Below are 26,935 nucleotides of genomic sequence, written 5' to 3' on the forward strand. Positions count from 1 at the left end.
GCATCGAATCAGAGAGAGGCCGGCAATGCGGCAAGCCGCCGGGCCATTGTTGCAGGGTTGTAGATGGAGTCGGCGGCGCCGCGTTGGATCGCGGCGCGCGGCATTTCGGGCGAGACAGCGGTGTCGGGCGCCTGCACCCAGGCGGTGCCGCCCTGCGCACGCACCTGCGCGAGTCCTTGCGCGCCGTCGTCGTTGGCGCCGGAGAGCAGGATCGCCAGCAAACGCTCGCCGTACACCGCGGCCGCCGACTCGAACAGCACGTCGATCGAAGGGCGCGAAAAGCGCACGGCTGCATCGGTCGACAAGGCAACGGTGCGGTCCACTTCCACCAGCATGTGATAACCGGGCGGCGCGACATGCACGCGCCCCGGCATGATCCGCTCGCCCGCATCGGGTTCCAGCACCGGCAACGCGCACCGATGCGCAAACGCGTGCACCAGATAGCTCGGCGAACCGGGTGGCAGATGCGTGACGATCATCACGGCCGGCGCAAAGCCCGCAGGCAGTGCGCCGAGCAGGATGTTCAGCACTTCGATGCCGCCGGCCGAGCCGCCTATCACGACGAGATCGTAGCCGCGCGCGGTCGCGGCATCGGCTTGAGAATCGACGGCTGGCGTGACAGTTGAGCGTGGCATGATGAGCGTGCTAGCGCTTCTGATAAATGCGTTCGCCGGGACGGAATTCGTCGAACGCTTCGTAGTGACGGGAAAAGCGCAGGCTTTCCTTGCTGCCCAGACCGAGAAATCCGCGCCGCACCAGCGCGTTCTCGAACAGGCCCAGTGCGCGATCCTGCAGGCCGCGGTCGAAATAGATCAGCACGTTGCGGCACGAGACCAGGTGCGCTTCGAGAAAGACCTCGTCGGTGGACAGGCTGTGGTCGGCGAACACTACGCGCTCCTTGAGCGAACCGGCGAAGCGCGCGCCGTTGTACGCGGCATGATAGTAGTCCGACAGCGAACGCTTACCGCCCGCTGCCAGGTAGTTCTGCGTGAAGCCCTGAATCCGGTCGAGCGCGTAGATGCCGGACTCGGCGCGCGCGAGCGCATCCGGGTTGATGTCGGTCGCGTAGAACAGCGTGCGCTCGGTCAGGCCTTCCTCGTCGAACAGGATTTTCAGCGACCAGAGTTCCTCGCCCGTGCTGCAACCCGCCACCCACACCTTGATCGACGGATACGTGCGCAGCCGCGGCAGCACGTGCTCGCGCAGCGCGAGAAAATAAGCAGGATCGCGAAACATGTCGCTGACCTGCACCGTCAGATACTGGAATAGCCGCGAGAATTCGTCGCCGTCACGCATGATGCGGTCCTGCAACTGCGAGAGCGATTTCAGGCCGAACTCCTCCAGCGCCTGCGACAGACGGCGCCGCAGCGACGAGATCGCATAGTGCCGGAAGTCATGCTGATACTTCAGATAAATCGCCTCCAGCAGCAGCTTCAACTCGATGTCGAAGTCGCTCATGCGGTGCGACGCGTCGAGTTCCGACTGGCTGCTCATCGTGATCCTGCTCTCCACTGACTCTCCTTCACTAGCGTTGCCGCAACCAGACGCGGCATAGCGCGACCAGCTTGTCGACGTCGATCGGCTTGGACACGTAGTCGTCGGCGCCGGCTTCGAGGCAGCGCGTGCGATCGTTGGCCATCGCCTTGGCGGTCAGCGCGATGATCGGCAGATGCGCGAAACGCGCATTGCGGCGAATTTCCCCCATCGCGGTCAAGCCATCCATCTCGGGCATCATGACATCCATCAGGATCAGATGCACTTCGGGGCCGTTTTCAAGCGCGTCGAGCGCTTCGCGTCCGTTGCGCGCGATCTGCAGCTTCGCGCCGAGCGGCTCCAGCACGTGCGACAGCGCGAAGATATTGCGCACGTCGTCTTCGGCCAGCAGGATCGTGCGGCCTTCGAACGCGTTATCGCGCTGACGCACCGTACGCAGCATGCGCTGCTGCTCGGGCGCGAGCGAGGACTCCACACTGTGCAGGAACAGCGTGACTTCATCGAGCAAACGTTCGGGCGACTTCGCGCCCTTGATGATGATCGACTTCGAATAGCGGCGCAGACGGTGCTCTTCGTCGTCGGACAGCATGCGGCCCGTGTAGACGATGACCGGCAGCGTCGCATGCGCGGTGTTCGCGGCGAGCCGTTCGAGCAGGTCGTAGCCGGTGCCGTCGGGCAGCGCGAGATCGGTCACGACGCAGTCGAACGTGAACTTCGCCAGATCGTCGAGCGCCTCCGCGAGCGTCGCAACCGCCACGATTTCGGTGTTCTCGCTTTGCAGCAGCGCGCGGATGCTCTCGCGCATCGGCGCGTCGTCCTCGATCACCAGCACGCGTTTGAGGCGCTGCTGCAAACGCGCTTCGAGACGGCGGATGGCGGCTTCCATCGTGGTGCGCGCGGTCGGCTTGAGCGTGTAGCCGATCGCGCCCAGGTGCAACGCCTTGTCGGCGTGGTCGGTGGCGGAGACGATGTGAATCGGAATATGGCGCGTGAGCGGATCGTTCTTGAGCCACTCCAGCACGGTCAGGCCGGAACGGTCCGGCAAGCCGACGTCGAGCAGCACCGCCGCCGGGAGCATGTCGCGCACCACCGTGAGGCCGCTGGCCGCGTCACTCGCGTGGACGAAATCGAAATCGAGTTCATGCGTGAGATCGCGCAGGATTTCGGCGAACGCGAGATCGTCCTCGACGCCGACGATCAGACGGCCGGGGCGCGTGCGATTATCACGATCGTCGGCGATCGAGCCGCCGGCGGTCTCCGGCGTATTGCCTGCGAGCAGGCCGTTGGCCGGCGAAATCACCGCGGTTTGAACGCTGCTCGACGGCGTGCGCACGAGTGGCGGCTCCGCTGTGGTGGCTGCCGTGGCTGTGGCGCTTACCGGTTCGGCCGCACGCGTGGATGCATGTGCCTGTGTCTGGGCCGAAGCGAACGTCCCTGCGCCGTGGCTTTGCGCCAACGCCGCCTGGGCATCGAGCGGCAGCCACAGCGTAAACACACTGCCCTTGCCCACTTCGCTCGCGACGGAGATCCGGCCGCCGAGCAACTGCGCAAACTCGCGCGAGATCGACAGGCCCAGACCGCTGCCCCCGTATTGACGGCTGGTTGACCCGTCGGCCTGCTGGAACGCTTCGAAGATCATGTCGAGCTTGTCGCCCGCAACGCCGATGCCGGAATCGCGCACGTCGATGCGCAACTGCTCGCCTTCGGCCGGCGCCACCGACAGCGCCACCTCGCCGCGCTCAGTGAATTTCACCGCGTTCGACAGCAGGTTGCGCAGAATCTGCGTGACGCGCTGGCCGTCCGTGATGAACGTGTCCGGTGTGCCCGGCAAGCGGTCGAACACGAGGTGCAGATGCTTCGCGCCGGCGAGCGGCTTGAACATTTCCTCGAGCGCCTGCAGCGTCGCATCGATCGAGACCGTTTCGAGTTCGACCGTCACCTGGCCCGCTTCGACCTTCGACAGATCGAGGATGTCATTGATCAGCACCAGCAGATCACTGTTGGACGCATGAATCGTCTCCGCGTAGCGCACCTGCTCCTCGGTCAGGTTGCCGGTGCGGTTCTGCTGCAGCAGCTTGGCGAGAATCAGCGAACTGTTCAGCGGCGTGCGCAGTTCGTGCGACATGTTGGCGAGAAACTCGGACTTGTAGCGGCTCGACTGTTCGAGGCGCTCCGCATTGGCCGCGAGATCGTCCTGCGCGCGCAGCAGATCAGATTTCTGCCGCTCCAGACGCTGCGCATATTCCTCGAGCTGCACATTGGTCTGCTCGAGTTCGGCCTGCTGCGCTTCGAGGCGGGTTTGCGATTCCATCAACGCGCGGCCGCGCTCTTCGAGTCCTTCGTTGGAGACGCGCAGTTCTTCCTGCTGCACCTGCAACTCTTCATTCAACTGCTGCGTTTCGACGAGTGCATCCTGCAGCCGCTCGCGATATAACGCGGCTTCGACGAAGTCGCCGATGCTGTTGCCGACCAGTTCCATGAAGGTTTCGTCGCGCTGGGTCAGTTCGCGGATGAAGCCGAGTTCGATGACGCCGTTGACCTGGCCGTCGTTGACGACCGGCATGATCAGCAGGTTCTTCGGCGCGCTCTTGCCGGTGGCGGACACCACCTGTACATAATTCGCAGGCACGTCGCGCAAAATGAGCGTGCGGCGCGCGAGCGACGCCTGGCCGACCAGTGTTTCGCCTTCCTCGAAATGACGCGCGGCGCCCTGCTCGCTTTCGCGGCTAAAGCCGTAGGCGGCGATGCGGCGCAGCGTGCCATGCTGTTTGTCGCGCACGTAGAGCGCACCGATCACGGCGTCCAGATACTGCGCGAGGAAATCGAGCATCGCGCGGCCCACCAGCGGCGGGCTCGTCTGACCGACCACTTTTTCCGCCAGCAGACGCTGTCCCGAGCGCAGCCACACCTGTTCCTGCAACGCTTCCGTCTGCTCGGCCTGCTGACGCAACGCGCCGTCGTAAGTGGCGGACAGACCCATCAGTTCGCGTCGGCCCATCCAGGCGAGCAGCGCGCTCACGCTCAGGCTGAACAGAAGGAACACGCTCACCAGGGTGGTCGTGACGCGGCGCGTCGCGTCAGCGCGCTCCTGGCGCAGGCGCAATTCGACGTCGAGAAAATCGCTGAATTCACGGCGCGTTTCGTCGAACTCGATCTTGCCGCGCCCACTCGCCACCGCGGCTTCGTAATCCTGATTGCGCCGGCGCGCATCGATCATCTCTTCCGCGAAGCGCGCCCAGCGCTGCTGGATCGCCTCGATCTGCTTGAGTCTTTGGACTTGCGCGGGATTGTCGGCGACCAGTGCCTGCAGCGCCTCGACCTGCGTCTTGAACCTGGGGCCGCCGGTTTCGTAGGGCGACAGAAAGCTCTCGTCGCCCGTGATCAGAAAGCCGCGCATCGACGATTCGCGATCGACCGCGAGGCGCAACATGTCGTTGGCCTGGCCGATCACGCGCTCGGAGTGCTCGGCCCAGTTCATCGTCGAGACCAGATATGCGATCAGCCCGACGAAGACCGCCATCGTGACGAGGCCGACACCCAGAGGCAGTGCGATATTGCGGCGGATGATGCTGCGAAAACGGTGCTGGTCGACGGCCTGTGATGCGGTCATTTTTTCTGTTGTCGGCATACGAATCGACGTGATCCGGAATATTTTTCGGGTTTTTCGCGCGGTGGTTTCGTCGCGCTACAACGGCAGTCATCATACAGGATGACAGCTGTTTTTGAGATGCTCATAGTCTCGCTCAGGCCTGCTGGACGGGCCTCCTGACGACGAACGCAACTTTGCGTGACGCACGCGGGTCCATCGTGCGATGAATGCCGTTTCATCCCGATTGTTCAAGGCCTGCCACTCTTCCATTCATTCGCCGATGCCCTCTTCCCCCCGCGTTCTTCCCCTCGCTGCGCTGCGTTGCGCTTTGGCCGCGTCGCTCGTGTGGCATGCGTCGCTCGCCGCGGCGGCTCCCACCGCGACTTCCGCGCAAGCGCCCGTGAGCGTGGCCACGGTCGCCGTGCATGTCGAGCCGCCTACCCAGGCGTCGCCCGTCGTTCCTGTGCCGCCCTCCGAGCAATACGCCGCGTTGTATCGCGACGTGCAACTCGCGCATCTCTTTCCCGACAGCAAGACTTTCGCGGACATGGTGCCGCTCGTGGCGCCCGCGCAGATCGCCGCCGCTTACGACACCGCGAGGCAGCAGCCCAACTTCAGTCTCGCCGACTTCGTGAAGCGCAACTTCACGCTGCCCTCGCGCACCGCGAAGACGTACGTCTCCGATCCGAATCAGGATGTGGTGGGCCATATCGATACGCTGTGGAACGTGTTGCGCCGCGAACCCGATGCGACCGCGAGTCCGTGGTCGTCGCTGCTGCCGCTGCCGCATGCGTACATCGTGCCGGGCGACCGCTTCGACGAGATCTATTACTGGGACTCGTACTTCATCATGCTCGGGCTCGAACAGAGCGGGCAGCATGAACTGGTTGTCGACGAACTGAAGAATTTCGCCACCCTGATCGACCGGTATGGGCATATCCCGAACGGCAACCGCACGTATTACCTGAGCCGCTCGCAACCGCCGTTCTTCGCGCAGATGGTGCGGCTCGTCGCGGACAAGGACGGCGACGGCGTCTATGCGCAATACCTGCCCGAGTTGCAGCGCGAATACGCGTACTGGATGAACGGCAGTGACGGCCTGCCCGCGGGTGAGGCTAACCGGCACGTGGTGCGACTGGCGGATGGCACGCTGCTCAACCGCTATTGGGACGAACGTGCGGCGCCGCGCGACGAATCGTATCGTGAAGACGTGCTCACCGCGCAGCAGACGCCGCAGCGCGACTCTGCGCAGTTGTGGCGCAATCTGCGCGCGGGCGGCGAAACAGGCTGGGATTTCAGCTCGCGCTGGTTCGCCGACGGCAAGACGCTCGCCACCGTGGACGTGACGTCGCTCGTGCCGGTCGATCTGAACTGTCTGCTGGTCGATCTTGAGCGCACGCTCGCGAAGGCATACCGGCTGCGCGGCGACGTCACGCATGCGGAAAATATGGAGCGGCGCGCCGCGACACGCGCCGACACGATTCGCCGCGTGCTGTGGGACCCGCAGTTGCAGGCCTTCGGCGATTACGACTTCGAGCATCGCACGCTGACCCACAGGCTCACCGCCGCGACGGTGTATCCGTTGTATACGGGCGTAGCCAGCCGCCAGCAGGCGAAGACGGTCGCCGCGACCGTGCAGCGCGAACTGCTGCGACCGGGTGGCCTCGCGACCACCCAGGTGAACAGCGGCCAGCAATGGGACGCACCCAATGGCTGGGCGCCGTTGCAGTATCTGGCGGTGATCGGCTTGCGGCGCTATAGCGAACCGGCGCTCGCGCAGACCATCGCGACGCGCTGGATCAGAACCAACGTGGCGTATTACCAGCACACCGGCAAGCTCGTCGAGAAATACGATGTCGATACGGCCACGCCGGGCGTCGCCGCGGGTGGTGGCGAATATCCGCTGCAGGATGGTTTCGGCTGGACCAACGGTGTGTTGCGCGCGTTGCTCGTGCTCTATCCGCAGACCGTTCAGGCGTCGCGGCCGAGCGATATTCCAGAAGGACCGGCGGGGGTGTCCGCGGCGGCCGCCTCCGCTGCAGCGGCGCCGAAGAATACGCATCGGTTGCATGGCACGCGGGTGAATCCGTAGACTTCGGGCCGCTGTTCCTGCGCTGCGCTTACTGCAAGCGCGTTGCGACACGCGCAAAAAAACTGGCCGGTGTTCACCGGCCAGTTCTGCTTGTACCTCGATGAGCAGGCCCCTCACACGGGTCTCGGATGAGCGCTTGGCGCAGCCCCTACGCAGGCACCGTCTCCGCCTGCGCCGCACGCGACCACACGCGATGCTGTTCGGCCGCCTTGATGAAAGCCTTCAGCACGTCGGCGAGCTGCGGGTCCTCGCCGGTCGCGACACCGTCCGCGTGGTCCGGCAAATGCGCCGCGGCCAGCACGTCACGCCCCGCGCCGAGCGCCGCGATCGCCTTCAGGTGTTTGAACGCTTCGAGTACGAAATGCCGCGCGTCGCCCGATTGCGCCAGCGCCTTCGCGCCCGCGTCGCCCCCCGCGACGATCACCGCATCGAACATGATCGACGGCAAACCGGCAATCGTCGCGTCCGGCGCGAGACCGTCTATGGCGGCCAGCGTCGGCGCGATCAACATCGGCGCCGCGCCCTCGCCCTGCAACGCCTGCTGAAGCGTCCTGATCGCGCCGCCATCGGAACCCGGCGCGGCCAGCAACGCGATCTTGCGGGTCTTGATGCCCGGCTTCACGCGATTGAGCAGACTCAGCGCCGGCGATTCCTTAGGACCGGAAAGCTTCGCCGTGCCCTTCTTCGGCGCGGGCAGACCCAGCCCTTCGGCGACGGTCGCAGCCAGTCCCGCGTCGAAATTGGCAAGAATCTCGTTGACTACGCGCGCGCGAATCTCCGGCTTCGTCACCTTGCCGAGTTCGAACTGATACGCGGCGGCGATGTGGTCTTTCTCGGGCTGAGACATGCTGTTGTAAAACAGCGCGGCCTGCGAGAAATGATCGGAGAACGATTCGCTGCGCACGCGGATCTTGGTGCCTTCCACGCGCTCCTGATAGCTTTCGAAGCCGCCGTCCGACGGCGCCGGGTCCGTTTCCTTCGGCCAGCCGCCGCTCACCGAGTTCGGCTCGTACGAGGCCTGTCCCACGTTGATCGCCTGGCGGTGCATCGCATCGCGCTGATTGTTGTTGAACGGGCATACCGGCCGGTTGATCGGAATCTCGTGAAAGTTCGGGCCGCCGAGGCGGCTGATCTGCGTGTCCGTGTACGAGAACAGGCGGCCTTGCAGCAGCGGATCGTTGGAGAAATCGATACCCGGCACGACGTGGCCCGGATGGAACGCCACCTGTTCGGTCTCGGCGAAGAAGTTGTCGGGATTGCGATTGAGCGTCATCTTGCCGACGATCTTCACCGGCACCAGTTCTTCCGGAATCAGCTTGGTCGGATCGAGCAGGTCGAAGTCGAACTTGTGCTCGTCCTCTTCCTCGATGATCTGCACCCCAAGCTCGAACTCGGGGAAGTCGCCCCGTTCGATCGCCTCCCACAAATCACGCCGATGAAAATCCGGGTCCTTGCCCGCGAGCTTCTGCGCCTCGTCCCATAGCAGCGAATACGAGCCCAGCACCGGGCGCCAGTGGAATTTGACGAAGCGGCCCTTGCCTTGCGCGTTGACGAAGCGGAACGTGTGGATGCCGAAGCCCTCCATCGTGCGCAGGCTGCGCGGAATCGCGCGATCCGACATGGTCCACAGCACCATGTGCGCGGACTCTGGCACGAGCGACACGAAGTCCCAGAAAGTATCGTGCGCGGAACCGCCGGTCGGCATTTCGTTCGGCGCTTCCGGTTTCACCGCATGCACGAAGTCCGGAAACTTGATCGCGTCCTGAATAAAGAATACCGGCATGTTATTGCCGACCAGATCGTAATTACCTTCCTGCGTGTAGAACTTCACCGCGAAGCCGCGCACGTCCCGCACGGTGTCGGCCGAGCCGCGCGGGCCCTGCACCGTCGAAAAACGCACATAGACCGGCGTTTGCACGGACGGGTCCTGAAGGAATGCGGCCTTGGTGTACTCGCTCAGCGACTCGTACACCTGAAATACGCCATGCGCGGCCGAGCCGCGCGCATGCACGATACGCTCGGGAATGCGTTCATGGTCGAAGTGCGTGATCTTCTCACGCATGATGAAGTCTTCGAGCAGCGAGGGGCCGCGCGGGCCGGCTCGCAGCGTGTTCTGATTGTCGGAGATCTTGACGCCCTGATTGGTTCGCAGGGCCTGGCCATCTGGACTCACTCGAAACTGTTCGAGGTCTTTCGATTTCGGATCATTTGCGTGTGCGCTAGCCGCCGCGGGCGTGCGCGTACTCTTCGTACCTGCCATGGGGATGGGCTCCTTGTATTCGGGCGCGCCGGTGGAAGGCCGGTCTCACGCGCAAAGATGCAAGCAGCAATCAGCGTACCCGCGAGCGCCGGCACGCTTTCGCGGCGAGGGAAAGAACCGGGGGACGGCGACTCTACGCCGCCGCCCCTTTCCTGCGAGTGTCGATTACGTTTCGTCAGAAACGGTAGTTAAGCGAAATGTCGGCCACGCCATTGGCCCTGCTGCGCGTGACCGGGCTGTTGCCGGCGCTGCCGACCAGTTGCTGGAATGCGCCGTCGGCCGTCGCGAACCAGTGCTTGTTGAACAGCCACACCGCGCTTACGCCGAATCCCACCGACTTGACTCCCGCGCTCGCGTGGTACTGCGAAAATTGCGAGTTCGCCGCCTGCTGCTGGTTGACCCCGAACCAGCTGTTCATGTACGTGGAGTCCGCGATCGAGACGTTCGGACCGGCGAACCAGAAGAACGTCTTCGAACTGCCCGGCATCGGCATATACGCGCCCAAGTCGCCGATCCAGCCATTCGAGCCGCCGAAGTAACGCCGGATGTCCGCGCGCAACACCAGCGGGAAGTCCTTCGACACCACGTATTCGCCCGCCAGTTTGACGCCGGGCGCGAAGTTGATGTTGCCGAGTCCGTCCAGCTCCTGGGGATCGTCGCGCCCGCGGCGTCCGAGGTCGTAGACGGCGGCCAGACTCACGCGCCAGTTCTCGCCTTGCGCGACGTTGACCCCGAACCCTTCACCGCTCGACAGGAAGAACAGGTCCTTGTAGCGCACGTCGATACTCGGTCCGGCCACGACGTGATAGCGGGCCGAGCCCTCGAAGCGCGGCTGGAACGATGTCGCCACACCGACTCGCACCTGCCAGTCGGGAACCTCCGGCTGGTACATCTTCTGCAATGGAATGCCGACCGAGTATTGCCACTCGCCCAGCGGTGAGGGCGTCTGCGCCGACGCCGAGCCCGGCAGGAAGGCAATGCCGCCAAGAGTCACGGCGACCACAGACGTTGCCGCGATGCTTATGTGTTTATTGCGAAGCTCGCCGCTCCGCTTTCTACGGCTGTTCAACACCAGAAGCCTCCGATCTCGCTTGTAGCGAAAGGGGTTATGTTCTGCCCGAGGTCCACATCGGCTAAAAATCGGGCGACTGCCGCGCAGTTACTTTACGGCATGTAATTTTTTCAGCAATCGACATGCGCTCCCCCACGGGCTTCACTGCCCATGCGGCCAAAAGGCCGCCCACGCGGGCTTGTGTATGAACCGGTTCATGAGAAAGATATGCCGACTGACGCAGATGTGCAAAATACGCGCCACATCGGTGGAGAGCGGGCTCGAATCGGCTGAAGATCTGGGCGAAAGGGAAATCGCGCCGGCCCGCCGACCGGGGACGCTTCCCCAACGGAAGCGTTCCCGCAACGGCCGCGCCTCCGGCTCGAAGCACCCGGCGCGGACGCAACGGCTCGCGTCACAGCGGAAATCGCGTTGTCGAGAGAATTTCCTTGAGCACCATGAAAGAGCGGATTTGCCTCACGCCCGGCAGATAAAGCAATTGCTCCGCGTGCAGGCGATTGAAGCTGTCGCTGTCGCGCGTGCGGACCGTCATGAAATAGTCGAACTCGCCGGTCACGACGTGGCACTCCATGCAGCCGGGCACCTTCTGCGCAGCTTTCTCGAATTCGGCAAACGACTCCGGCGTGGAACGGTCCAGCACCACGCCGATGATCACCAGCATCCCCGCACCGGCGGCCTTCGGGTCGATCAACGCGACTACTCCGCGAATCAGTCCCGACTCCTTCAGCCGTTCGACGCGCCGCAAGCAGGCCGGCGCACTCAGCTTGACCTTCGCGGCCAGCGCGACGTTGGAAATGGATGCGTCGGTTTGCAATTGCCGCAGGATCGCCCGATCGATCCGGTCGAGCGCGTGAAGCGGGTCGGTGTTGACGGCGAAGGCAGGGGCCGGCTTCTCTGCCGTGCGAATTTTTGTTGCGCTCACGGTTTTCCTGACGAATTTTTATTAATGGGTTTCTGGATCGACAGTTTTAAAAGTATGCCGAAGTGAATTTTTTCGCAAGCTCATTTCAGGCGCTTTTCCCTACCATTGATTCAACGCGACGGCTTACCAGTCGCGTCGACAACCCAATGACCACGGAGCTGCCATGAACCTGCAACGATTCCCCCGCTACCCGCTCACTTTTGGACCGACGCCGATCCAGCCGCTCAAGCGCCTGAGCGAGCACCTCGGCGGCAAGGTGCATCTGTATGCGAAGCGCGAGGACTGCAACAGCGGATTTGCGTTCGGCGGCAACAAGACGCGCAAGCTCGAGTACCTGATTCCCGAAGCGCTGGCACAAGGTTGCGACACGCTGGTGTCGATCGGCGGCATCCAGTCGAACCAGACCCGCCAGGTGGCCGCGGTCGCCGCGCATCTGGGCATGAAGTGCGTACTCGTGCAGGAGAACTGGGTCAACTACTCGGATGCTGTCTATGACCGCGTCGGCAACATCCAGATGTCGCGCATTCTGGGCGCCGACGTCCGGCTGGTGAGCGACGGCTTCGACATCGGCTTTCGCAAAAGCTGGGAGGATGCGCTGGAAAGTGTGCGTGCCGCCGGCGGCAAGCCGTACGCGATTCCGGCCGGCTGCTCCGATCATCCGCTGGGCGGCCTCGGGTTCGTCGGCTTCGCGGAAGAAGTGCGCCAACAGGAAGCCGAACTGGGCTTCAGGTTCGACTACATCGTCGTATGCTCCGTCACGGGCAGCACGCAGGCCGGCATGGTGGTGGGCTTTGCCGCCGACGGCCGCGCCGAGCGCGTGATCGGCATCGATGCGTCGGCGAAACCCGCTCAGACCCGCGAACAGATCACGCGGATCGCGAAACAGACAGCGGAACAGGTCGATCTCGGCCGGGACATCACCGCGAAAGACGTGGTGCTCGACGAGCGCTTCGGCGGTCCGGAATATGGTCTGCCTAACGAAGGCACGCTGGAGGCGATCCGCATGTGCGCACGGCTCGAAGGCGTGCTGACCGACCCGGTGTATGAGGGCAAATCGATGCACGGCATGATCGACATGGTGCGCAATGGCGAGTTTCCGGAAGGCTCGCGCGTGTTGTACGCGCATTTGGGCGGTGTGCCTGCGTTGAATGGGTACAGCTTTATTTTCCGCAATGGGTGAGCGGGTTGGCGCGCGAGGCGGCAGGCGGTCCCGCCCACCGACTCGACGCACACGGGGGCACGCGAGCCCTCGCCCCGTCACGCCACCAGCGTCTTCTGCAAATGCTTGCGCAGGAAGTCCACAAAAGCCCGAATCGTGACTGAGCTTTGCCGATGGTGCGGATACACCGCGTACACGCTGGTCGCGCCAGGCAGAAACGCGTCGAGAACGGGCACGAGCTGACCGCTCCTGAGCGCATCGGCAACAATAAAATCAGGAAGCCGAACAATTCCCAGACCGGCCACGGCCGCATCGCGAATCAGATCGCCATTGTTGGCCCGCAAGGGACCCCGCACTTCGACGCCCTTCACCACGCCGTCGACTACGAAGTCCCAGCTGACCACGCCGCCATGACCGTATAACAGGCATGAATGACGTTGCAGATCGGCCGGCACGGCGGGTGCGCCGCGCCGGCGCACGTACCCCGGACTACAACACGCGACCAGCCTGACGTCGACAAGCTTTTGCGCGACCAGCGTGGAATCGGCCAGCGTGCCAATGCGGATCGCCATGTCGAAGCCCTCGCCCACCACGTCGACGGTGCGGTCGCTCAGTTCCATGTCGAAGCGTACCTCGCCGTGCTCGCGCAGGAACATTGCCACCAGCGGCGACAGATGCATCATGCCGAACGACATCGGTGCGCTGACGCGCAACAGGCCGCGCGGCCCGGCGCGGCGCAGCGACATCGCCTGCTCGGCGTCTTCAACCTCACTGAGGATGCGTCTGGCGCGCTCGTAAAACTCCTGACCTAGTTCCGTCACGGCCAGCTTGCGCGTATTGCGGATCAGCAAGGGCACGCCGAGCGCCTCTTCCAGCGCCATCACCCGGCGGCTCACGAACTGCTTCGAGAGCGACAGCCGACGGGCAGCGGCGGTGAAGTTACGCGCGTCGACCGTGGCGACGAAGATCCGCATGTCGTCGAGTTGCATTTATTGTCCACTCCGTAGTGACAGTGTTTCCAATTTTGCGTCGATTATAACCATCCAGATTGACCTACACTCTCATTCATGGATCGCGACCAATAACTGGCCGGTCGACCCCACCCAAAGGAGAAAAAAAATGCTCGAAATCAGACAAGCCAATCAACGTGGCCGTGCAGAACATGGCTGGCTCAGCTCGCGTCATACGTTTTCCTTTGCGCACTATCACGACCCGAAGCAGAACGGCTTCTCCGACCTGCTCGTGATCAACGATGACCGTGTCGCCCCGGCGCAAGGGTTCGGCAAGCATCCGCACCGCGACATGGAAATCTTTTCGTACGTACTGGAAGGAGCGCTCGAGCATAAGGACACGATGGGTACCGGCTCGGTGATCGTCCCTGGCGACATCCAGTTGATGAGCGCGGGAACCGGGGTGGCGCACAGCGAATACAACCATTCGAAGAGCGAGCCCGTGCACTTCCTGCAGATCTGGATCGCCCCCGCCGAAAAGGGCACGGCGCCGCGTTATCAGCAGCGGCATTTCAGTGCGGACGAGAAGCGCGGTGTGTTGCGCCTCGTGATGTCGCCGGACGGCGCAGACGGTTCTCTGGCGCTGCAGCAGGATGCGCGGGTGTACGCCGGACTGTTCGACGGCGCGGAAACGGCGCGGCTCGAGCTGGCCAACGATCGTTATGCGTACATTCATGTGGCACGCGGCAGTGTCACGGTGAACGGAGTCGAACTCGGCGAAGGGGATGGCGCGCGAGTGCGCGGCGAAGAAGCGCTGAGCTTCGCGCAAGGTCATGACGCGGAAGTGCTGGTGTTCGATCTGCGCAATATCGAAACATCGGCGTTGTGGGCCTGAAGCATCGGCTGCTTCGCCGTTTGAACGTGGTTCGCCGCACGGCGATGGGCGGCGAACCACACGGCTTTACCCTATCGGGAAAATCATGCGCTATACCCTGTTTGAAAATCAGAAAGACGCGATCATTCTCGTCGCCCGCATCGTGTTGATGGTGCTGTTCGTGATGTTCGGCTGGTCGAAGCTTACGGGCTTCTCCGGCACCGTCGCTTATATGACGTCGAGCGGCGCGCCCGTGCCCGAGTTGTCGGCGATCATCGCGGTGGTGATGGAGCTTGGCGTTGGCATCGCGCTGCTAGTCGGATTTTTTACGCGGCCGCTCGCTCTACTGCTCGCGGTTTATACCCTGGGCACCGCGATCATCGGCCACCACTACTGGAACATGACCGGCGCGGTGCAGTACGACAACATGATCCACTTCTATAAGAACATCAGCATCATCGGCGGGCTGCTTTTGCTGTGCGTGACCGGCGCCGGCAAGTATTCGGTCGACCGGCGATAGCCACGCAACACTTCCTGTACGCCACAAAAAAAACCGCCCGACGAAATGCCGGGCGGCTTGTCTTTGCAACTCTTTCGAAGCAGGCCGCGTGTTGCGCGAGCCACGCCGCTTGCACAAACAAAACGGCGGCCCGCGGGCCGCCGTTCATTACTCACACTGAGTGCTTCAAACTGCTGCTTCGGCTTCCGTCTCGCTGACCGCTTCGACTTCTTCGCTGTTGCGGATCAGGTGATCGAATGCGGACAGCGATGCCTTCGCGCCCTCGCCTACCGCGATCACGATCTGCTTGAACGGCACCGTGGTCACGTCGCCCGCGGCGAACACGCCCGGCACCGACGTCGCACCGCGTGCATCGACAACAATCTCGCCGTGCTTCGACAACTCGACCGTGCCCTTGAGCCACTCCGTGTTCGGCACGAGGCCGATTTGCACGAACACGCCTTCCAGTTCGACCGTCTTCACTTCGCCCGATTTCAGGTCCTTGTAGACCAGACCGTTGACCTTCTTGCCGTCGCCGGTGATCTCGGTCGTCTGCGCCTGCGTGACGATGGTCACGTTGGCGAGGCTGCGCAGCTTGCGTTGCAGCACTTCATCGGCACGCAGCGTCGCACCGAATTCGAACAGCGTCACTTCGCGCACAATGCCCGCGAGGTCGATTGCCGCTTCGACGCCCGAATTGCCGCCGCCGATCACCGCGACGCGCTTGCCCTTGAACAGCGGGCCATCGCAGTGCGGGCAGTACGCCACGCCGTGATTGCGATACTCGCGCTCGCCCGGCACGTTGATTTCGCGCCAGCGCGCACCGGTCGCCAGAATGATGGTCCTCGCCTTCAGCACCGCGCCATTGGCCAGACGCACTTCGTTGATACGCCCCGGAATCAGCGCTTCGGCGCGCTGCACGTCCATGATGTCCACTTCATACGCTTTCACGTGCTGTTCGAGCGCCATCGCGAACTTCGGTCCCTCGGTTTCCGTCACCGAGACGAAGTTTTCGATCGCGAGCGTGTCGAGCACCTGGCCGCCGAAGCGTTCCGCCACGACACCGGTTGCAATGCCCTTGCGCGCCGAGTAAATCGCCGCCGCCGCACCCGCCGGGCCGCCGCCGACAATCAGCGTGTCGAACACCGGCTTCTTTTCCAGTTCCTTCGCGGCGCGGGCGCCAGCGTTGGTGTCGAGCTTCGCGAGGATTTCCTTTACGCCGCTACGGCCCTGGCCGAACACTTCACCGTTCATGAACATCGTCGGTACCGCCATGATCTGGCGCGCTTCGACTTCGTTCCGGAACAACGCGCCGTCGATCGCCACGTGGCGAATGCGCGGGTTGATCAGCGCCATCACGTTCAGCGCCTGGACGACTTCCGGGCAGTTCTGGCATGACAGCGAGAAATACGTTTCAAATTGATAGTCGCCGTCGAGGTTGCGGATCTGTTCGATCACCGCGTCGTCGAGTTTGACCGGATGGCCGCCCACCTGCAGCAGTGCAAGGACGAGCGACGTGAATTCATGCCCCATCGGAATACCGGCGAAACGGATACCCGTTTCCTTGCCCGGTTCGCCGATCGAAAACGACGGCTTGCGTTCGCTGTCGCCGCGGCGCTCGACCACGCTCACGCGTTCCGACAACGTCGCGATATCGTTCAGCAATGCCAGCAGCTCTTGCGATTTTGCGCTGTCGTCCAGAGAGGCGACGATCTCGATAGGCCTGCTAACCTTTTCGAGGTACGTTTTCAACTGAGTCTTGAGATTGGCGTCAAGCATGGCGATTCGATTCCGTGACGAGGGGTGTTGTTGTCCCGGCGCCGCACGCCGTCCGGATAGGATCGGTGCGGACCGGGGACGCGCGAGCCGCTGTATGAAACGGCCCGCACGGTACTGCTGAACAGCTGCCTGGGCGCCGCGAGGCGCCGACTGCGAAAGTCTCGCGACCTTCTTAGATCTTGCCGATCAGGTCGAGCGACGGGGTCAGCGTTTCCGCGCCCGGCGTCCACTTCGCGGGGCAAACTTCACCCGGGTGAGCCGCGATGTATTGTGCAGCCTGCACCTTGCGCAGCAGTTCGCCTGCGTCGCGGCCGATACCGTTGTCGTGGATTTCGCACAGTTTGATCTCGCCTTCCGGATTGACCACGAACGTACCACGCAGTGCCAGACCTTCTTCTTCGATCAACACGTCGAAGTTACGCGAGATAGCCAGGGTCGGGTCAGCGAGCATCGGATACTTGATCTTCTGGATCGTGTCCGACGTGTCGTGCCATGCCTTGTGCGTGAAGTGCGTATCGGTCGACACGCTGTAGATTTCGACGCCGAGCTTCTGGAAATCGGCGTAGCGATCGGCCAGGTCACCCAGTTCGGTCGGGCAAACAAACGTGAAATCGGCCGGATAGAAAACGAAAACCGACCACTTGCCCTTCAGGCTTTCTTCAGTGACGGTCTTGAAATCGCCGTTGTGATAAGCCTGAGCCTTGAACGGTTTGACTTGACTGTTGATGATCGGCATTTGCTGAGTCCTCTTTCTGAGTGGTTGGAAAGTGGAGTCAGTATGTCAGACGACGCTTAATAGGTAAAGCGGATTGTTTTAATGATGTTAATAGTCTTACACTATTTATTTTTCTACCACCGACTATCGAGCTAATTTTTCAGTAGTCGCCAGAGGGTGGTCCGGCCGATTCCAAGCGCCCGGCTTGCCGCGGCGCGATTGCCGCCGGACTGTTCGAGGGCGTTCAGAGCGTCCTCGCGTGTGGGCGTGACACGGGGCGAATGGTTTTTGACGGTGACATTGGGCGCCGCCAGGGTAGCGTCGACGGTCACCATCGGCTTCATCCTACCAAACTCGGGGAATACTGCCCGCCAATCCTGGGACGCGCCCGCAGTTGCCTCGCCGGAAAAGATTGCCGCACGCGCCAGCAGGTTCTCCAGCTCCCGCACATTGCCGGGCCATGCGTAGTGTTCGAAAAGCGGGGCGAGAAACGCCAGCACCCGCTCCTGCGCCGCCTCCGGCAAACCATAGTGAAGCGCGCTGCGGCTCAACAAGTGCCGCGCCAGTTCTGCGATGTCGGCGCGCCGTTCGCGCAGCGGCGGCAATTCTATCTGAAGCAGGTTCAGCCGAAAATACAAGTCGGCCCGAAACAGACCCTGCTCCACCAGCGCGTGCAGGTCGCGGTGAGTCGCGGCAATGACCCGCACGTCTACCGGCGTGGCGCGGCCCGAGCCGAGCTTCATCACCTCGCGCTCCTGCAGCACGCGCAGCAGCCTGCTCTGCAGCGCCGCCGGCATTTCGCCGATCTCGTCGAGGAAGATCGTGCCGGTGTGGGCGATTTCGAATAGGCCCGGTTTGCCGCCGCGGCGCGCGCCAGTGAACGCGCCCTCCTCGTGGCCGAACAGTTCGCTCTCTATCAGCCCTTCGGGCAGCGCCGCGCAATTGAACGCGACGAACGGATTGCCGCGCCGCCGGCTGGCATTGTGGATGCCTTGGGCGACCAGCTCCTTGCCGGTGCCGCTTGCGCCCGTGAGCAGTACAGTCGCGTCGTGCGCCGCGCCGGCGCGGGCGAGCCGGCGCACCCGCGCGAGCGCCGGCGAGCGGCCGATCAGATCGTCCAGCTGATGCCGCGCGACCAGATGGCTCGGCCGCTGGCTGGTGCGCAGCGAACGATCGATCCGCTGCGCGACCAGCGCGTCCTGTACAGTCACCACGGAGCCGGAGCGCATACCGTGCTCGACGATCGGCACGCAGTTGACGATCAGCGCGCGGCCGCCGATCTGCTCGATACGTTCTTCAATCGGCCGGCCGTGCGCGAACGTTTCGCGCAGCAGCGGGCCCACGGCGCGGGTGATCTGCACGGGAAGGTCGTGGACATGGGCGCCCGCGAGGATGTCTTCGCTGCGGAGGCCTCTCGCGGCGGTCGGGGCGCCCGCCCGCGAAACCTGCTTCAAGGCGTCCCCCACGGAGACGTCCTTCGTGGCATCAAGGCCGAGCAGTTCGAGCATCGCGGGGTTGACGGCTTCGAGCTGGCCGGCTTCGTCGAAGGCGGCCACGCCGTCGCGCAGATGCGCGACGATCGTGTTCAGCCGCACGCGCTTCGACTCCTTCTGACGGCTCACGCGCGCCAGCTCGACCGAGCGCTCGAACGCCTCTTCGACCGCGCCGAGCGAGTACAGGAAAACGCTTTCCATCCCGGCCTGCTGCGCCAGATCGCAAGCCATGCCGGGGCCGATGATCACGCTGCAACCTTCAGCGACGAGCGTGTCGACGGCGAACCGCACTTCATCGACCGAGCGGTACGCTCGCTGTTTCAGGCCGACGTTCAGCCACGGGCTCAGGTCGGCGAGTTCGTGCGAGATCGTTTCATGCAGCACGAGCCCGATCTGCGCGCGAGGCCACGTGGTGGCGGCACGGGTGATCGCACTGAGCACGTCGAAACCGTTCACCTTGACCATCACGACCGGCACGCTCAGATGTTCGCGCAGATACGCGCCGTTCGATCCGGCGGCCAGCACGACGTCGACCGAGCCGGCTTCCACGTACGTCTGCAACGCGGTGACTGCCTCGCCGTAGCCTTCGCGAACCGGGAAGAATCGCGCACGTTCGGCGTAGCGCGGCACGACGGCGTCGCAAAGCGATTGCAGACGGCTGATACTGACGAGTGCGACGCCGGGGCGCCCGGAATTGGCATTCACGAGGGACGAGGTGAAAGTGGACACGGCGGCGCTCCTGCTCGATGTTGGAATTCCAGTTCCTGAAACGTTCCATGAAACGTTTCAGGAAACGACCACGGTATTCTGCCACGAACAACCCAACTCGCCGCCCCGGCCTAACCCGTTGATTATTCGAGACAACCGGCATGGCGCCGCCAATGGCACGCTTCCTGCAAAATAGCGCCAACATCCTTCCCGCCACGCATTTCTTCCGGAGACACTCACATGACCACTTCCGCCACCCGCCGCGCCGCCTTCCGCGCCAAAGTCAACCAGCGCCAGGGCCTGCTCGTGCCCGGCGCCTTCAACGCCATGAGTGCCCGCGTGATCGAGGACGCGGGCTTCGAAGCGCTCTACATCACCGGCGCGGGTGTCACCAATATGTCGCTCGGGCTGCCCGACCTGGGCTTCATCGGCCTTGCCGAAGTCGCCGAACACACGGCGCGGATTCGCGACGCGGTCGCGCTGCCGCTGATCGTCGACGCCGACACCGGCTTCGGCAACGCGCTGAACGTACGCCAGACCGTGCGAGTGCTGGAGCGCAGCGGCGCTGACGTGATCCAGTTCGAAGACCAGGTGATGCCGAAGAAATGCGGCCACTTTTCGGGCAAGGAAGTGGTCGCGACGAGCGAGATGGTGGGCAAGATCCGCGCGGCCGTCGATGCTCGCGAAGACGGCAATCTGCAGATCATGGCGCGCACCGACTCGGCAGCGGTCCATGGCATCGAGGATGCGATCGAGCGCGGCCATCGTTTCATCGAAGCGGGCGCCGACATTCTCTTTATCGAAGCGACCGAATCGCTCGCCGACATCGAACGTCTGCCGGGGCTGTTCGACAAGCCGCAACTGATCAACATCGTGATCGGCGGCAAGACGCCGGTGCAATCGCGCGAGGCGCTCGCGACACTCGGCTATGGCATCGTGCTGTATGCGAACGCGGCGCTGCAGGGGGCGGTGCTCGGCATGCAGCGAGCGCTCGGCAGCCTGAAGAGCAACGGCCGTCTCGATGAGGACGCGACGCTCGTGGCGCCGTTCAGCGAGCGCCAGCGGCTCGTCAACAAGCCGCTGTACGACAAGCTCGATCGCGAGTACGCCGCGAAAGACTGAACGGCGAGCGCCCGGGCGCCGCGCCAATGGAGCGCCCAGCGCCGCTGATTGGCGGACTGGTGGCGCCCGCGCCGGTCTTGCGCGACACCGGCGCATGCGCCCCACGCTCGCAGACCGGCAGCCGGCAAAACCGCGCGCCGGATGCGCCGCCCGCTGCGCACCGCGACGGTATGGCGCCATTTATTGCGTTAGGATTCAGGGCTGGCGGCGCGCGCGATCCCATCACGGCTTCGCGCGTGCCGCCGACCCTCGCTATCCGGCCGCTCGTCCGCCTCTTGCAGACGGCCAGCCCCCGACGCCCGGACATCCCCTGCCGTCGGAAACACGCAATCGAAAGGTAGTCGCAACAACCATGAAGGCCATACCCTCGCGCGCCATGCGCCAGCCCGCCCGCGGCATCGATGCCCGCCCACACCTTGCCGCGAGGGCCGCGCAATGAGCGGCGCCAGCACGCGCAATGCGCACGTCGGCTGGCTGCCGTACCTCGTCGCGGCCACCTTCTTCATGGAGTATCTCGACACCACGGTGATCGCCACCGCGCTGCCGCAGATGGCGCACTCGTTCGGCGTCGGTCCGAACAGCCTCAGTCTCGGCATGACGGCGTACATGCTCGCGCTGGCGATCTTCATCCCGGCGAGCGGCTGGGTCGCCGATCGCTGCGGCGCGCGCACGGTGTTCTTCAGCGCGATCGCCGTGTTCACGGGGGCCTCGGTGTTGTGCGGGCTGTCGCAGAACGTCGTCGAGTTCACCGCGGCGCGCGTGTTGCAAGGCATGGGCGGCGCGATGATGGTGCCGGTGGGCCGCCTGATCGTGGTCCGCAGCACCGAGAAAAGCCGCATGATGCAGGCCATCTCCACCATCACGTGGCCTGCGATCGCCGCGCCGGTGGTCGGGCCGCCGGTGGGCGGCTTCATCACGACCTACGCGTCGTGGCGCTGGATCTTCCTGCTGAACGTGCCGTTCGGTCTGGCGGCGATGGCCGTCGCGCTCGCGCTGGTGCCCAACCTGCGCGGCGCCGAACGCAAACCGCTCGACGTGGTCGGTCTGCTGCTGAGCGGCCTCACGCTGACGGCGGTTCTGTACGGCGCGGAACTGGCGAGCCAGCCCGACACCAATCCGTGGCTCGCCGCGGCGGTGGTGCTTGGCGGCTTGCTGATGGGCGTGGTCGCGTTCCAGCATGCGAAGCGCCACCCCTACCCGCTGATCGACGTATCGACGCTGAAAATCCCGACCTTCTCCGTGACGGTGGTGACAGGCTCGTTCACGCGCATCGGCATCGGCGCGGTGCCGTATCTGATGCCGCTGCTGTTCCAGGTGGGCTTCGGCTTGTCCGCGTTCAGATCGGGGCTCCTGCTGCTCGCGAGCGCGCTCGGCAACCTTGGCATGAAGGCGCTCACCACGCGGATCTTGCGGCGTTACGGTTTCCGCATGGTGTCGATCGTCGACGTCACCGTGGCCGGCGTGTTCATCATTGCGTGCGGACTGTTGACGCCGGACGTGCCGCTCGCGCTGGTGCTGTTCGTCGTGTTCGTGTACGGCGTCGCGCGCTCGATGCAATTCTCGACGCTCGCCACGCTGGCCTACGCCGACGTTGCGCAGCCGCAGATGAGCGCGGCAAGCACACTCTGGAGCGCGGCGGCGCAGATGACCATCGGTCTTGGCATCGCGTTCGGCGCGGTCTCGCTGCGGGTGGCGGCGCACTTGAGCGGCGAGACGAGCGGTCACGTCTTCACGCTCGACGATTTCAGGCTCGCGTTTCTGTTTGCGGGTGTGCTGACGCTGGTGTCCGTGCTCGGTTATATGGGCTTGGCACGTGACGCCGGGCAGAGCATCGGCGGCGGCTCGCGCGGCAGCGAGGGGCCGGCGAAAGGCTGACGGCCTGGCTAATGGCGGGTTCAGGCCACTTTGTTTGACCTCTCGCGCATTCCTGCAAGGAGACATCCTGTGCAAGCAGACGAACTGACGATTTCCAGCAACAAGGCCGAGCTCGACATCGAGATGGTCTATGCGTTCCTCTCGCAGCAAACAGCGTGGGCCCAGGGGATGCCGCGCGAGACGTTCGAGCGGGCCGTCGCGGGCTCGCTATGTTTCGGCGGCTATATCGACGGCAAGCAGGTCGCGTTCGCGCGCCTGATCACCGACGAAGCGACGTTCGCGTACCTGTGCGATGTGTTCGTCCTGCCCGCGTATCGCGGCAACGGCTACGCGTGCGCGTTGATGGAACACGTGTTCGCGAGTCCGTCGCTGAAGGGTCTGCGAAGAATCGTGCTGGTGACGTCTGACGCGCATCGTGTCTACGAGCCCCACGGCTTCACGCCACTGGCGAATCCGGAGCGCTACATGGAGTTGCATAACCCGGATGTCTACAAGACGAGCGCTTGAGACAAGATGAGCGGGGCTGAAGGCCGCTCGAGCACGGTGCAGGCAAGCACGCCTCGGCGCCCCATCGCATTGGCGATGCGCAACGTAACCCCACCCCACACTCGCTCACCTCGCGTCTTCATCCCACGATGACGCACACTGTCATGTGGGTGCCACGCTCGCCGGTTACCTTGCTGCGACAAACAGAAACCGTCACAGCCCATGCACCCCCTCGAGCGCAACAGCCACGATCGCGATTCCATCCTGAACGGCGGTCGTCTTGTTTAAGGCCGCCTCCGTCAGCGCGCTGCTCAATGCGTTCCTCTCGACGATGCAGATCACCCTCGGCATCACCGCGCATTCGGACGGTCTGTTCGCCGACGGCATCCACACACTGAGTGACCTGGCCGCCGACGCCGTCGTGCTGCTGGTGCTGTATCTCGGTGCGAAACACCTCGGCGCCCGGGCGCGCCGCGCAGGTCACGCGCACGCCCACAACGCCGACAGCAGGCCCGAGCAGGCGCTGGCCTCGCTTTTCATCGCCGTCATTCTGGTTTTCACCGCGGCGCAAATGCTCTGGTGCAGCGTTGCACAGACCTCGACACTGAGCAGCAACGATGCGATGAATGTCGGCGCGCTCGCCGTCAGCGGCTTCGTGATGGTCGCCAAGGAAACGCTGTTCCGGTACCTGCGCGCGCAAAGCCGGCGCACCGGCTCGGCGCTTCTGCAGGCGAGCGCATGGCATGCTCGCGTCGACGCGGTGTCGGCGCTCGTCGCGACGCTGGGTCTTGCAGGCAGCCTGGCCGGTCTGCCGATGCTGGATCACATCGCCGGCGCGGCGATCGGCCTGATGATCCTGCGCATGGGTTACGCATCCGGCCGCGACGCGTTCCGGCAACTGTTCGCCGGCTCGACCGGCAATGCGCCCGCCCGTCAGGCGCCCGACTGAATTGATCGACCGGACTCGCCTGCTGATGCTGATGCGGCGTCAGCCGTAAGCCCGCTCGCGCATCCATTTCGTCATGATCCATTTGTCGCCATCGAGCACTGGCGCACCGGCGTGCAGCGTGAGCGGATCGAGTTGCCGCTGAGCGTTCATATAACGGAAATACACCGCACCACCTTGCCTTGCCGCGACCGACAGGCCCGCTTCGGGGAACGTCGTCTCGCCGCCATCGGGGACGTCATTCAGATAGACCACCAGCGTCGCGACGCGTTGGCCGCCCTGTGCGGTATGCACCGCGCTGCCCGGTTGGTCGGGCGGGAAGTAGTCGAAATGGGCGCGATATTCGCCGGTCATGCCGTAGTGCAGGATCTGCAGACCCTCGCCGTTTTCGACCGGCCAGTTCATCAGGCTTGCGATGCGCCGGTCGAGCCTTTCGATGAACGGATCTTCGGCCCGCTGATACCAGAAGCCTTCGCTGGTGCGGTTGCGGATCACGTCTTCCTTGCCGGTGTCGGGATTGACGGTCGTGGAGCGTTTCAACCGATGACGCGAGCGTTCGATCATCTCGCCGCACTCATCGGGCGAGAGCACATCGGCGAACACGATCACCTGCGGCCGTTCACAGCGCATCAGCACGCGAACGTCGCGATCGTACGCGCGGATCACGTTGCCGCGCGCGACCGGCGACGCGTCATACAGGTACGTGTGCGGTTCGGATTTGGCGGGCGCGGCTTCGGTCGCGGCTGCGGCGATGGAAGTGAAATCCGTCAGCTTCCGCCCAAACGCCTGATGCACGGCAACGTGCGCCGCTTCGCCGGCGAACCCGGCCCGTACCATCGCGTCGATCATCGCATCGAGACTGCAACCGCGCGCCACATTGCTGCTCAGCCACTCTTCCCATGCGGCATCCACTACTGGCATAACACGCCCTCTCACTGTTCTTCGGCCTGACTAAATAGGGATTCAACCGGCCAGATCATAGCAAGCGCGCCTTGCGGCGCATTGCACCCGAGCGGGCTTCAGGAGCGGCTATGATGGTTTCGATAGGCGGTGAGGCCACGGCGCGCCTGTGCCCTGAGCATGCGCCGCACGAGCGGCGACCAGCCGAGCAGCGTGCCCCGCACGCCCATCGCCTGACGCATCCATAGCCACAGATCGAAACTGTCGCGGTGTTCGGTGATGAGCCCGTCGCGGAACACGAAGCGCGCTTCGATCCGGTTGACTACCGGGCGGCCAGTCTGACTGAACAGATAGCCGGCTTCCCAATGCGCGCTGCCCTGATGATCGTCCGCCTCGATGCTGCCGAACGTCAGCGAGAACTCCTGCGCGCCCGCCACCAGCATGCGCCACATGTCGCGGACCTCGTCGCCATACAGCTCGCCGAAGGCGGGATCGCTGAAGACGACGTCATCGGCATAGCAGGCGATCATCGTTTCGGCGTCGCGTCGCTGAAACGCGGTGTAGAAACGTTCGATCAGTTCGGTGTTCGGATGGCTCATTGTTTGACGTGTCGTGCGTTCGAAGAAGCGCCCGCGAGGAATGCCTCGGCGAGCGTGCCGCACACGATAGCGGAAAACAGCGCGAATGGGGCGACGGCATTTCCCTAGCCGTTCGACGCCACCTCGCTTGGCCGCACCGATTCCGCCCTGGCCGCCAGCAGCCAGACGCCCGACGCGACCGCCGCGGCAAACCGACCCGCCACACACAGCGCGGCCGCGAAACCGTCGGCGAAGCTCGCGTGCGCGGCCGAAATCAGCGCGACCCGCAGGCCGGGTCGCAGATCCGCGGTGGCTGGTGCGGTGTCGCCGGTCAGCACACGCGCCATGAAACCCGCGCCGAGCGCGGCTTTCACGCCCGGCGTCAGCGGCGCGGCCGCGACGAAAGCCGCGTGCGTGCGCGCCGCGAGCAGCGCGCCGAGCACGCCGACCGAGATGGCGATCGCCGTAAAACGCGTGGTCGTGCTGATACCCGACGCCATGCCGGTGCGCTCCGGCGGCACGCACGCCATGATGGCCTTCTGCGTGTCGCCGTTCAGCATGCCGTTATGGTTCCAACACGCTGGCCTTTTTTCGTTATATCCTGTCGAATATCACGGTAGGCTTTGTGCATGCGTGAGAAGCATCTTTCGGGTCTTCCATCCGCACGCGACGAAGCACAACGAACCAGCAGGAGCCAGTAGCGGTGCGCAGCCGATTCCCTTTGTCAGAGCTCGCGGAGCGTGCTCAACCCTTTGCGAACGAGATTTCGTCGACCCTCGTTGCCGTGCGCTCGGCGTCCGAGCGGGGCCGAGCCGAATCGATCCGTGACGTGGTCGATGCCTATCGGCGTCTGTATGGCAGCGTGCAGCGCTTCGTTCTGATGCTTACCGACGACCGCCTGAATTTCGCGTCGGTCGGCACGTCAGGTTCGCACTCGCTGAACCAGTTGCTGTCGATCCTCGCCGAGCAGGCACTCGCCGCAGGCTTCGCCCGTCTGCGCGAACTGAAGGCGACCATCGAGGACGCCCGCCCGGCGGAACAGTTGCGCGACGCGATTTTCTCCGACGCGTTCAGCAACGACGTGGCCGCGTTGCGCAAGGTAGTGGCGGAACTCGAACGGCTCGACGCAGCCTTCATCGGTCTATGCGTGGGCCATGTGCTGGAACAGCACGCACGTGCGGACAGCGGTGCGGGCCCGGCCATCGCCGGCAAGCGCCGTACAGCGCGAAACACGACGACTGCCTCCACGCCACGCAAAGTGAACGCGGAGCCTCGCGTCACGCGTGCGAACGGCTGATTCGCCGGTGCCGCCCATGAGTGCTTTTTTTGCCGACCGTTATATCTGCCTGGATATATCGCGACGGGCGCTCGCGCAGGCAACGCAGCCGTGCGCCACGCGCCGTCTGTGCGCGTCGAGCCTGC

General features: G+C 64.0%; 22 protein-coding genes and 1 pseudogene. 10 read left to right on the forward strand and 13 right to left on the reverse strand.

What is annotated here, in order from left to right; translation table 11 throughout:
• Nucleotides 1-8: 8 nt before the first annotated feature.
• Genes CIC12_RS25100 through CIC12_RS25110 form a run of 3 tightly spaced genes read right to left on the reverse strand, consistent with a single transcriptional unit; the run spans nt 9 to nt 5,104 of the window.
• Nucleotides 9-635, reverse strand: a complete 627-nt coding sequence (locus CIC12_RS25100) for a chemotaxis protein CheB (protein ID WP_168668038.1) — start codon at nt 633-635, stop codon at nt 9-11.
• Nucleotides 636-645: 10 nt separating this feature from the next.
• Nucleotides 646-1,494 (reverse strand): CheR family methyltransferase, encoded by an 849-nt coding sequence (locus CIC12_RS25105; protein WP_168668097.1) that lies wholly within the window; start codon nt 1,492-1,494, stop codon nt 646-648.
• Nucleotides 1,495-1,525: 31 nt separating this feature from the next.
• Nucleotides 1,526-5,104, reverse strand: a complete 3,579-nt coding sequence (locus CIC12_RS25110; protein WP_168668040.1) for a response regulator — start codon at nt 5,102-5,104, stop codon at nt 1,526-1,528.
• A 259-nt stretch (nt 5,105-5,363) separates the two neighbouring features.
• On the opposite strand from CIC12_RS25110, the gene treF reads away from it, so the two are divergent.
• The gene (treF, locus tag CIC12_RS25115) at nt 5,364-7,175 is read left to right on the forward strand and encodes an alpha,alpha-trehalase TreF (protein ID WP_168668043.1); all 1,812 of its coding nucleotides are present in this window, start codon (nt 5,364-5,366) and stop codon (nt 7,173-7,175) included.
• Between the two features lie 148 nt (nt 7,176-7,323).
• Here the strand turns inward: treF and katE are convergent, their stop codons facing one another.
• From katE to CIC12_RS25130, 3 genes are all read right to left on the reverse strand, one after another.
• Nucleotides 7,324-9,435: a catalase HPII gene (gene katE / locus CIC12_RS25120; RefSeq protein WP_168668045.1), complete on the reverse strand. Its 2,112-nt coding sequence runs from the start codon at nt 9,433-9,435 to the stop codon at nt 7,324-7,326.
• Between the two features lie 175 nt (nt 9,436-9,610).
• Nucleotides 9,611-10,507: a MipA/OmpV family protein gene (locus CIC12_RS25125; protein WP_168668047.1), complete on the reverse strand. Its 897-nt coding sequence runs from the start codon at nt 10,505-10,507 to the stop codon at nt 9,611-9,613.
• Between the two features lie 394 nt (nt 10,508-10,901).
• Nucleotides 10,902-11,429 carry an Lrp/AsnC family transcriptional regulator gene (locus CIC12_RS25130; RefSeq protein ID WP_446728037.1) on the reverse strand — a complete coding sequence of 176 codons (528 nt, stop codon included), beginning with the start codon at nt 11,427-11,429 and terminating at the stop codon, nt 10,902-10,904.
• A 163-nt stretch (nt 11,430-11,592) separates the two neighbouring features.
• Here CIC12_RS25130 and CIC12_RS25135 point away from each other — a divergent pair, with 163 nt between their 5' ends.
• Complete coding sequence (locus tag CIC12_RS25135) at nt 11,593-12,609, forward strand: 1-aminocyclopropane-1-carboxylate deaminase (protein ID WP_168668049.1); 1,017 nt, start codon at nt 11,593-11,595, stop codon at nt 12,607-12,609.
• A 77-nt stretch (nt 12,610-12,686) separates the two neighbouring features.
• On the opposite strand, the gene CIC12_RS25140 is transcribed toward CIC12_RS25135, so the two are convergent.
• Nucleotides 12,687-13,577 (reverse strand): LysR family transcriptional regulator, encoded by an 891-nt coding sequence (locus CIC12_RS25140; protein WP_168668051.1) that lies wholly within the window; start codon nt 13,575-13,577, stop codon nt 12,687-12,689.
• 130 nt (nt 13,578-13,707) lie between these two features.
• Between CIC12_RS25140 and CIC12_RS25145 the strand changes: the two genes are divergently transcribed.
• The gene (locus tag CIC12_RS25145) at nt 13,708-14,433 is read left to right on the forward strand and encodes a pirin family protein (protein WP_168668053.1); all 726 of its coding nucleotides are present in this window, start codon (nt 13,708-13,710) and stop codon (nt 14,431-14,433) included.
• 85 nt (nt 14,434-14,518) lie between these two features.
• On the forward strand, nt 14,519-14,932 hold the full coding sequence (locus CIC12_RS25150; protein WP_168668055.1) for a DoxX family protein: 414 nt from the start codon (nt 14,519-14,521) through the stop codon (nt 14,930-14,932).
• Nucleotides 14,933-15,097: 165 nt separating this feature from the next.
• Here CIC12_RS25150 and ahpF read toward each other — a convergent pair whose 3' ends face one another.
• From ahpF to prpR, 3 genes are all read right to left on the reverse strand, one after another.
• Complete coding sequence (gene ahpF, locus CIC12_RS25155; protein WP_168668057.1) at nt 15,098-16,690, reverse strand: alkyl hydroperoxide reductase subunit F; 1,593 nt, start codon at nt 16,688-16,690, stop codon at nt 15,098-15,100.
• A gap of 172 nt (nt 16,691-16,862) precedes the next feature.
• Entirely contained in the window at nt 16,863-17,426 is a 564-nt protein-coding gene (gene ahpC, locus CIC12_RS25160) for an alkyl hydroperoxide reductase subunit C (protein WP_168668059.1), read from the reverse strand.
• A gap of 131 nt (nt 17,427-17,557) precedes the next feature.
• Nucleotides 17,558-19,627 carry a propionate catabolism operon regulatory protein PrpR gene (gene prpR / locus CIC12_RS25165; protein WP_168668061.1) on the reverse strand — a complete coding sequence of 690 codons (2,070 nt, stop codon included), beginning with the start codon at nt 19,625-19,627 and terminating at the stop codon, nt 17,558-17,560.
• Here prpR and CIC12_RS25170 point away from each other — a divergent pair.
• The 5 genes from CIC12_RS25170 to CIC12_RS25190 all read left to right on the forward strand — a co-directional run bounded on the left by CIC12_RS25170 (nt 19,614) and on the right by CIC12_RS25190 (nt 24,038).
• Nucleotides 19,614-19,802 carry a hypothetical protein gene (locus CIC12_RS25170; protein ID WP_168668063.1) on the forward strand — a complete coding sequence of 63 codons (189 nt, stop codon included), beginning with the start codon at nt 19,614-19,616 and terminating at the stop codon, nt 19,800-19,802. The genes prpR and CIC12_RS25170 overlap by 14 nt on opposite strands.
• A gap of 44 nt (nt 19,803-19,846) precedes the next feature.
• Complete coding sequence (locus CIC12_RS25175) at nt 19,847-20,728, forward strand: isocitrate lyase/PEP mutase family protein (protein ID WP_168668065.1); 882 nt, start codon at nt 19,847-19,849, stop codon at nt 20,726-20,728.
• 435 nt (nt 20,729-21,163) lie between these two features.
• On the forward strand, nt 21,164-22,603 hold the full coding sequence (locus CIC12_RS25180) for an MFS transporter (protein WP_168668067.1): 1,440 nt from the start codon (nt 21,164-21,166) through the stop codon (nt 22,601-22,603).
• Between the two features lie 69 nt (nt 22,604-22,672).
• The gene (locus tag CIC12_RS25185; protein ID WP_168668069.1) at nt 22,673-23,110 is read left to right on the forward strand and encodes a GNAT family N-acetyltransferase; all 438 of its coding nucleotides are present in this window, start codon (nt 22,673-22,675) and stop codon (nt 23,108-23,110) included.
• A gap of 259 nt (nt 23,111-23,369) precedes the next feature.
• A complete protein-coding gene (locus CIC12_RS25190) occupies nt 23,370-24,038 on the forward strand; it encodes a cation diffusion facilitator family transporter (protein WP_168668071.1) in 669 nt (222 codons plus the stop codon).
• A 39-nt stretch (nt 24,039-24,077) separates the two neighbouring features.
• On the opposite strand, the gene CIC12_RS25195 is transcribed toward CIC12_RS25190, so the two are convergent.
• The 3 genes and pseudogenes from CIC12_RS25195 to CIC12_RS25205 form a co-directional block, all read right to left on the reverse strand.
• Nucleotides 24,078-24,956: a 2OG-Fe(II) oxygenase gene (locus CIC12_RS25195; protein ID WP_168668073.1), complete on the reverse strand. Its 879-nt coding sequence runs from the start codon at nt 24,954-24,956 to the stop codon at nt 24,078-24,080.
• A 98-nt stretch (nt 24,957-25,054) separates the two neighbouring features.
• Nucleotides 25,055-25,534, reverse strand: coding sequence for a nuclear transport factor 2 family protein (locus CIC12_RS25200; RefSeq protein ID WP_168668075.1), 480 nt, complete (start codon nt 25,532-25,534; stop codon nt 25,055-25,057).
• A 104-nt stretch (nt 25,535-25,638) separates the two neighbouring features.
• Nucleotides 25,639-26,076 (reverse strand): annotated as a pseudogene (locus CIC12_RS25205) (MFS transporter); the annotation flags it as partial.
• Nucleotides 26,077-26,234: 158 nt separating this feature from the next.
• Here CIC12_RS25205 and CIC12_RS25210 point away from each other — a divergent pair.
• Nucleotides 26,235-26,810: a hypothetical protein gene (locus CIC12_RS25210; RefSeq protein WP_174772187.1), complete on the forward strand. Its 576-nt coding sequence runs from the start codon at nt 26,235-26,237 to the stop codon at nt 26,808-26,810.
• The last annotated feature ends 125 nt before the right edge of the window (nt 26,811-26,935 follow it).

This window comes from Paraburkholderia sp. SG-MS1 (genome assembly GCF_012275575.1).
Taxonomy (GTDB): domain Bacteria; phylum Pseudomonadota; class Gammaproteobacteria; order Burkholderiales; family Burkholderiaceae; genus Paraburkholderia.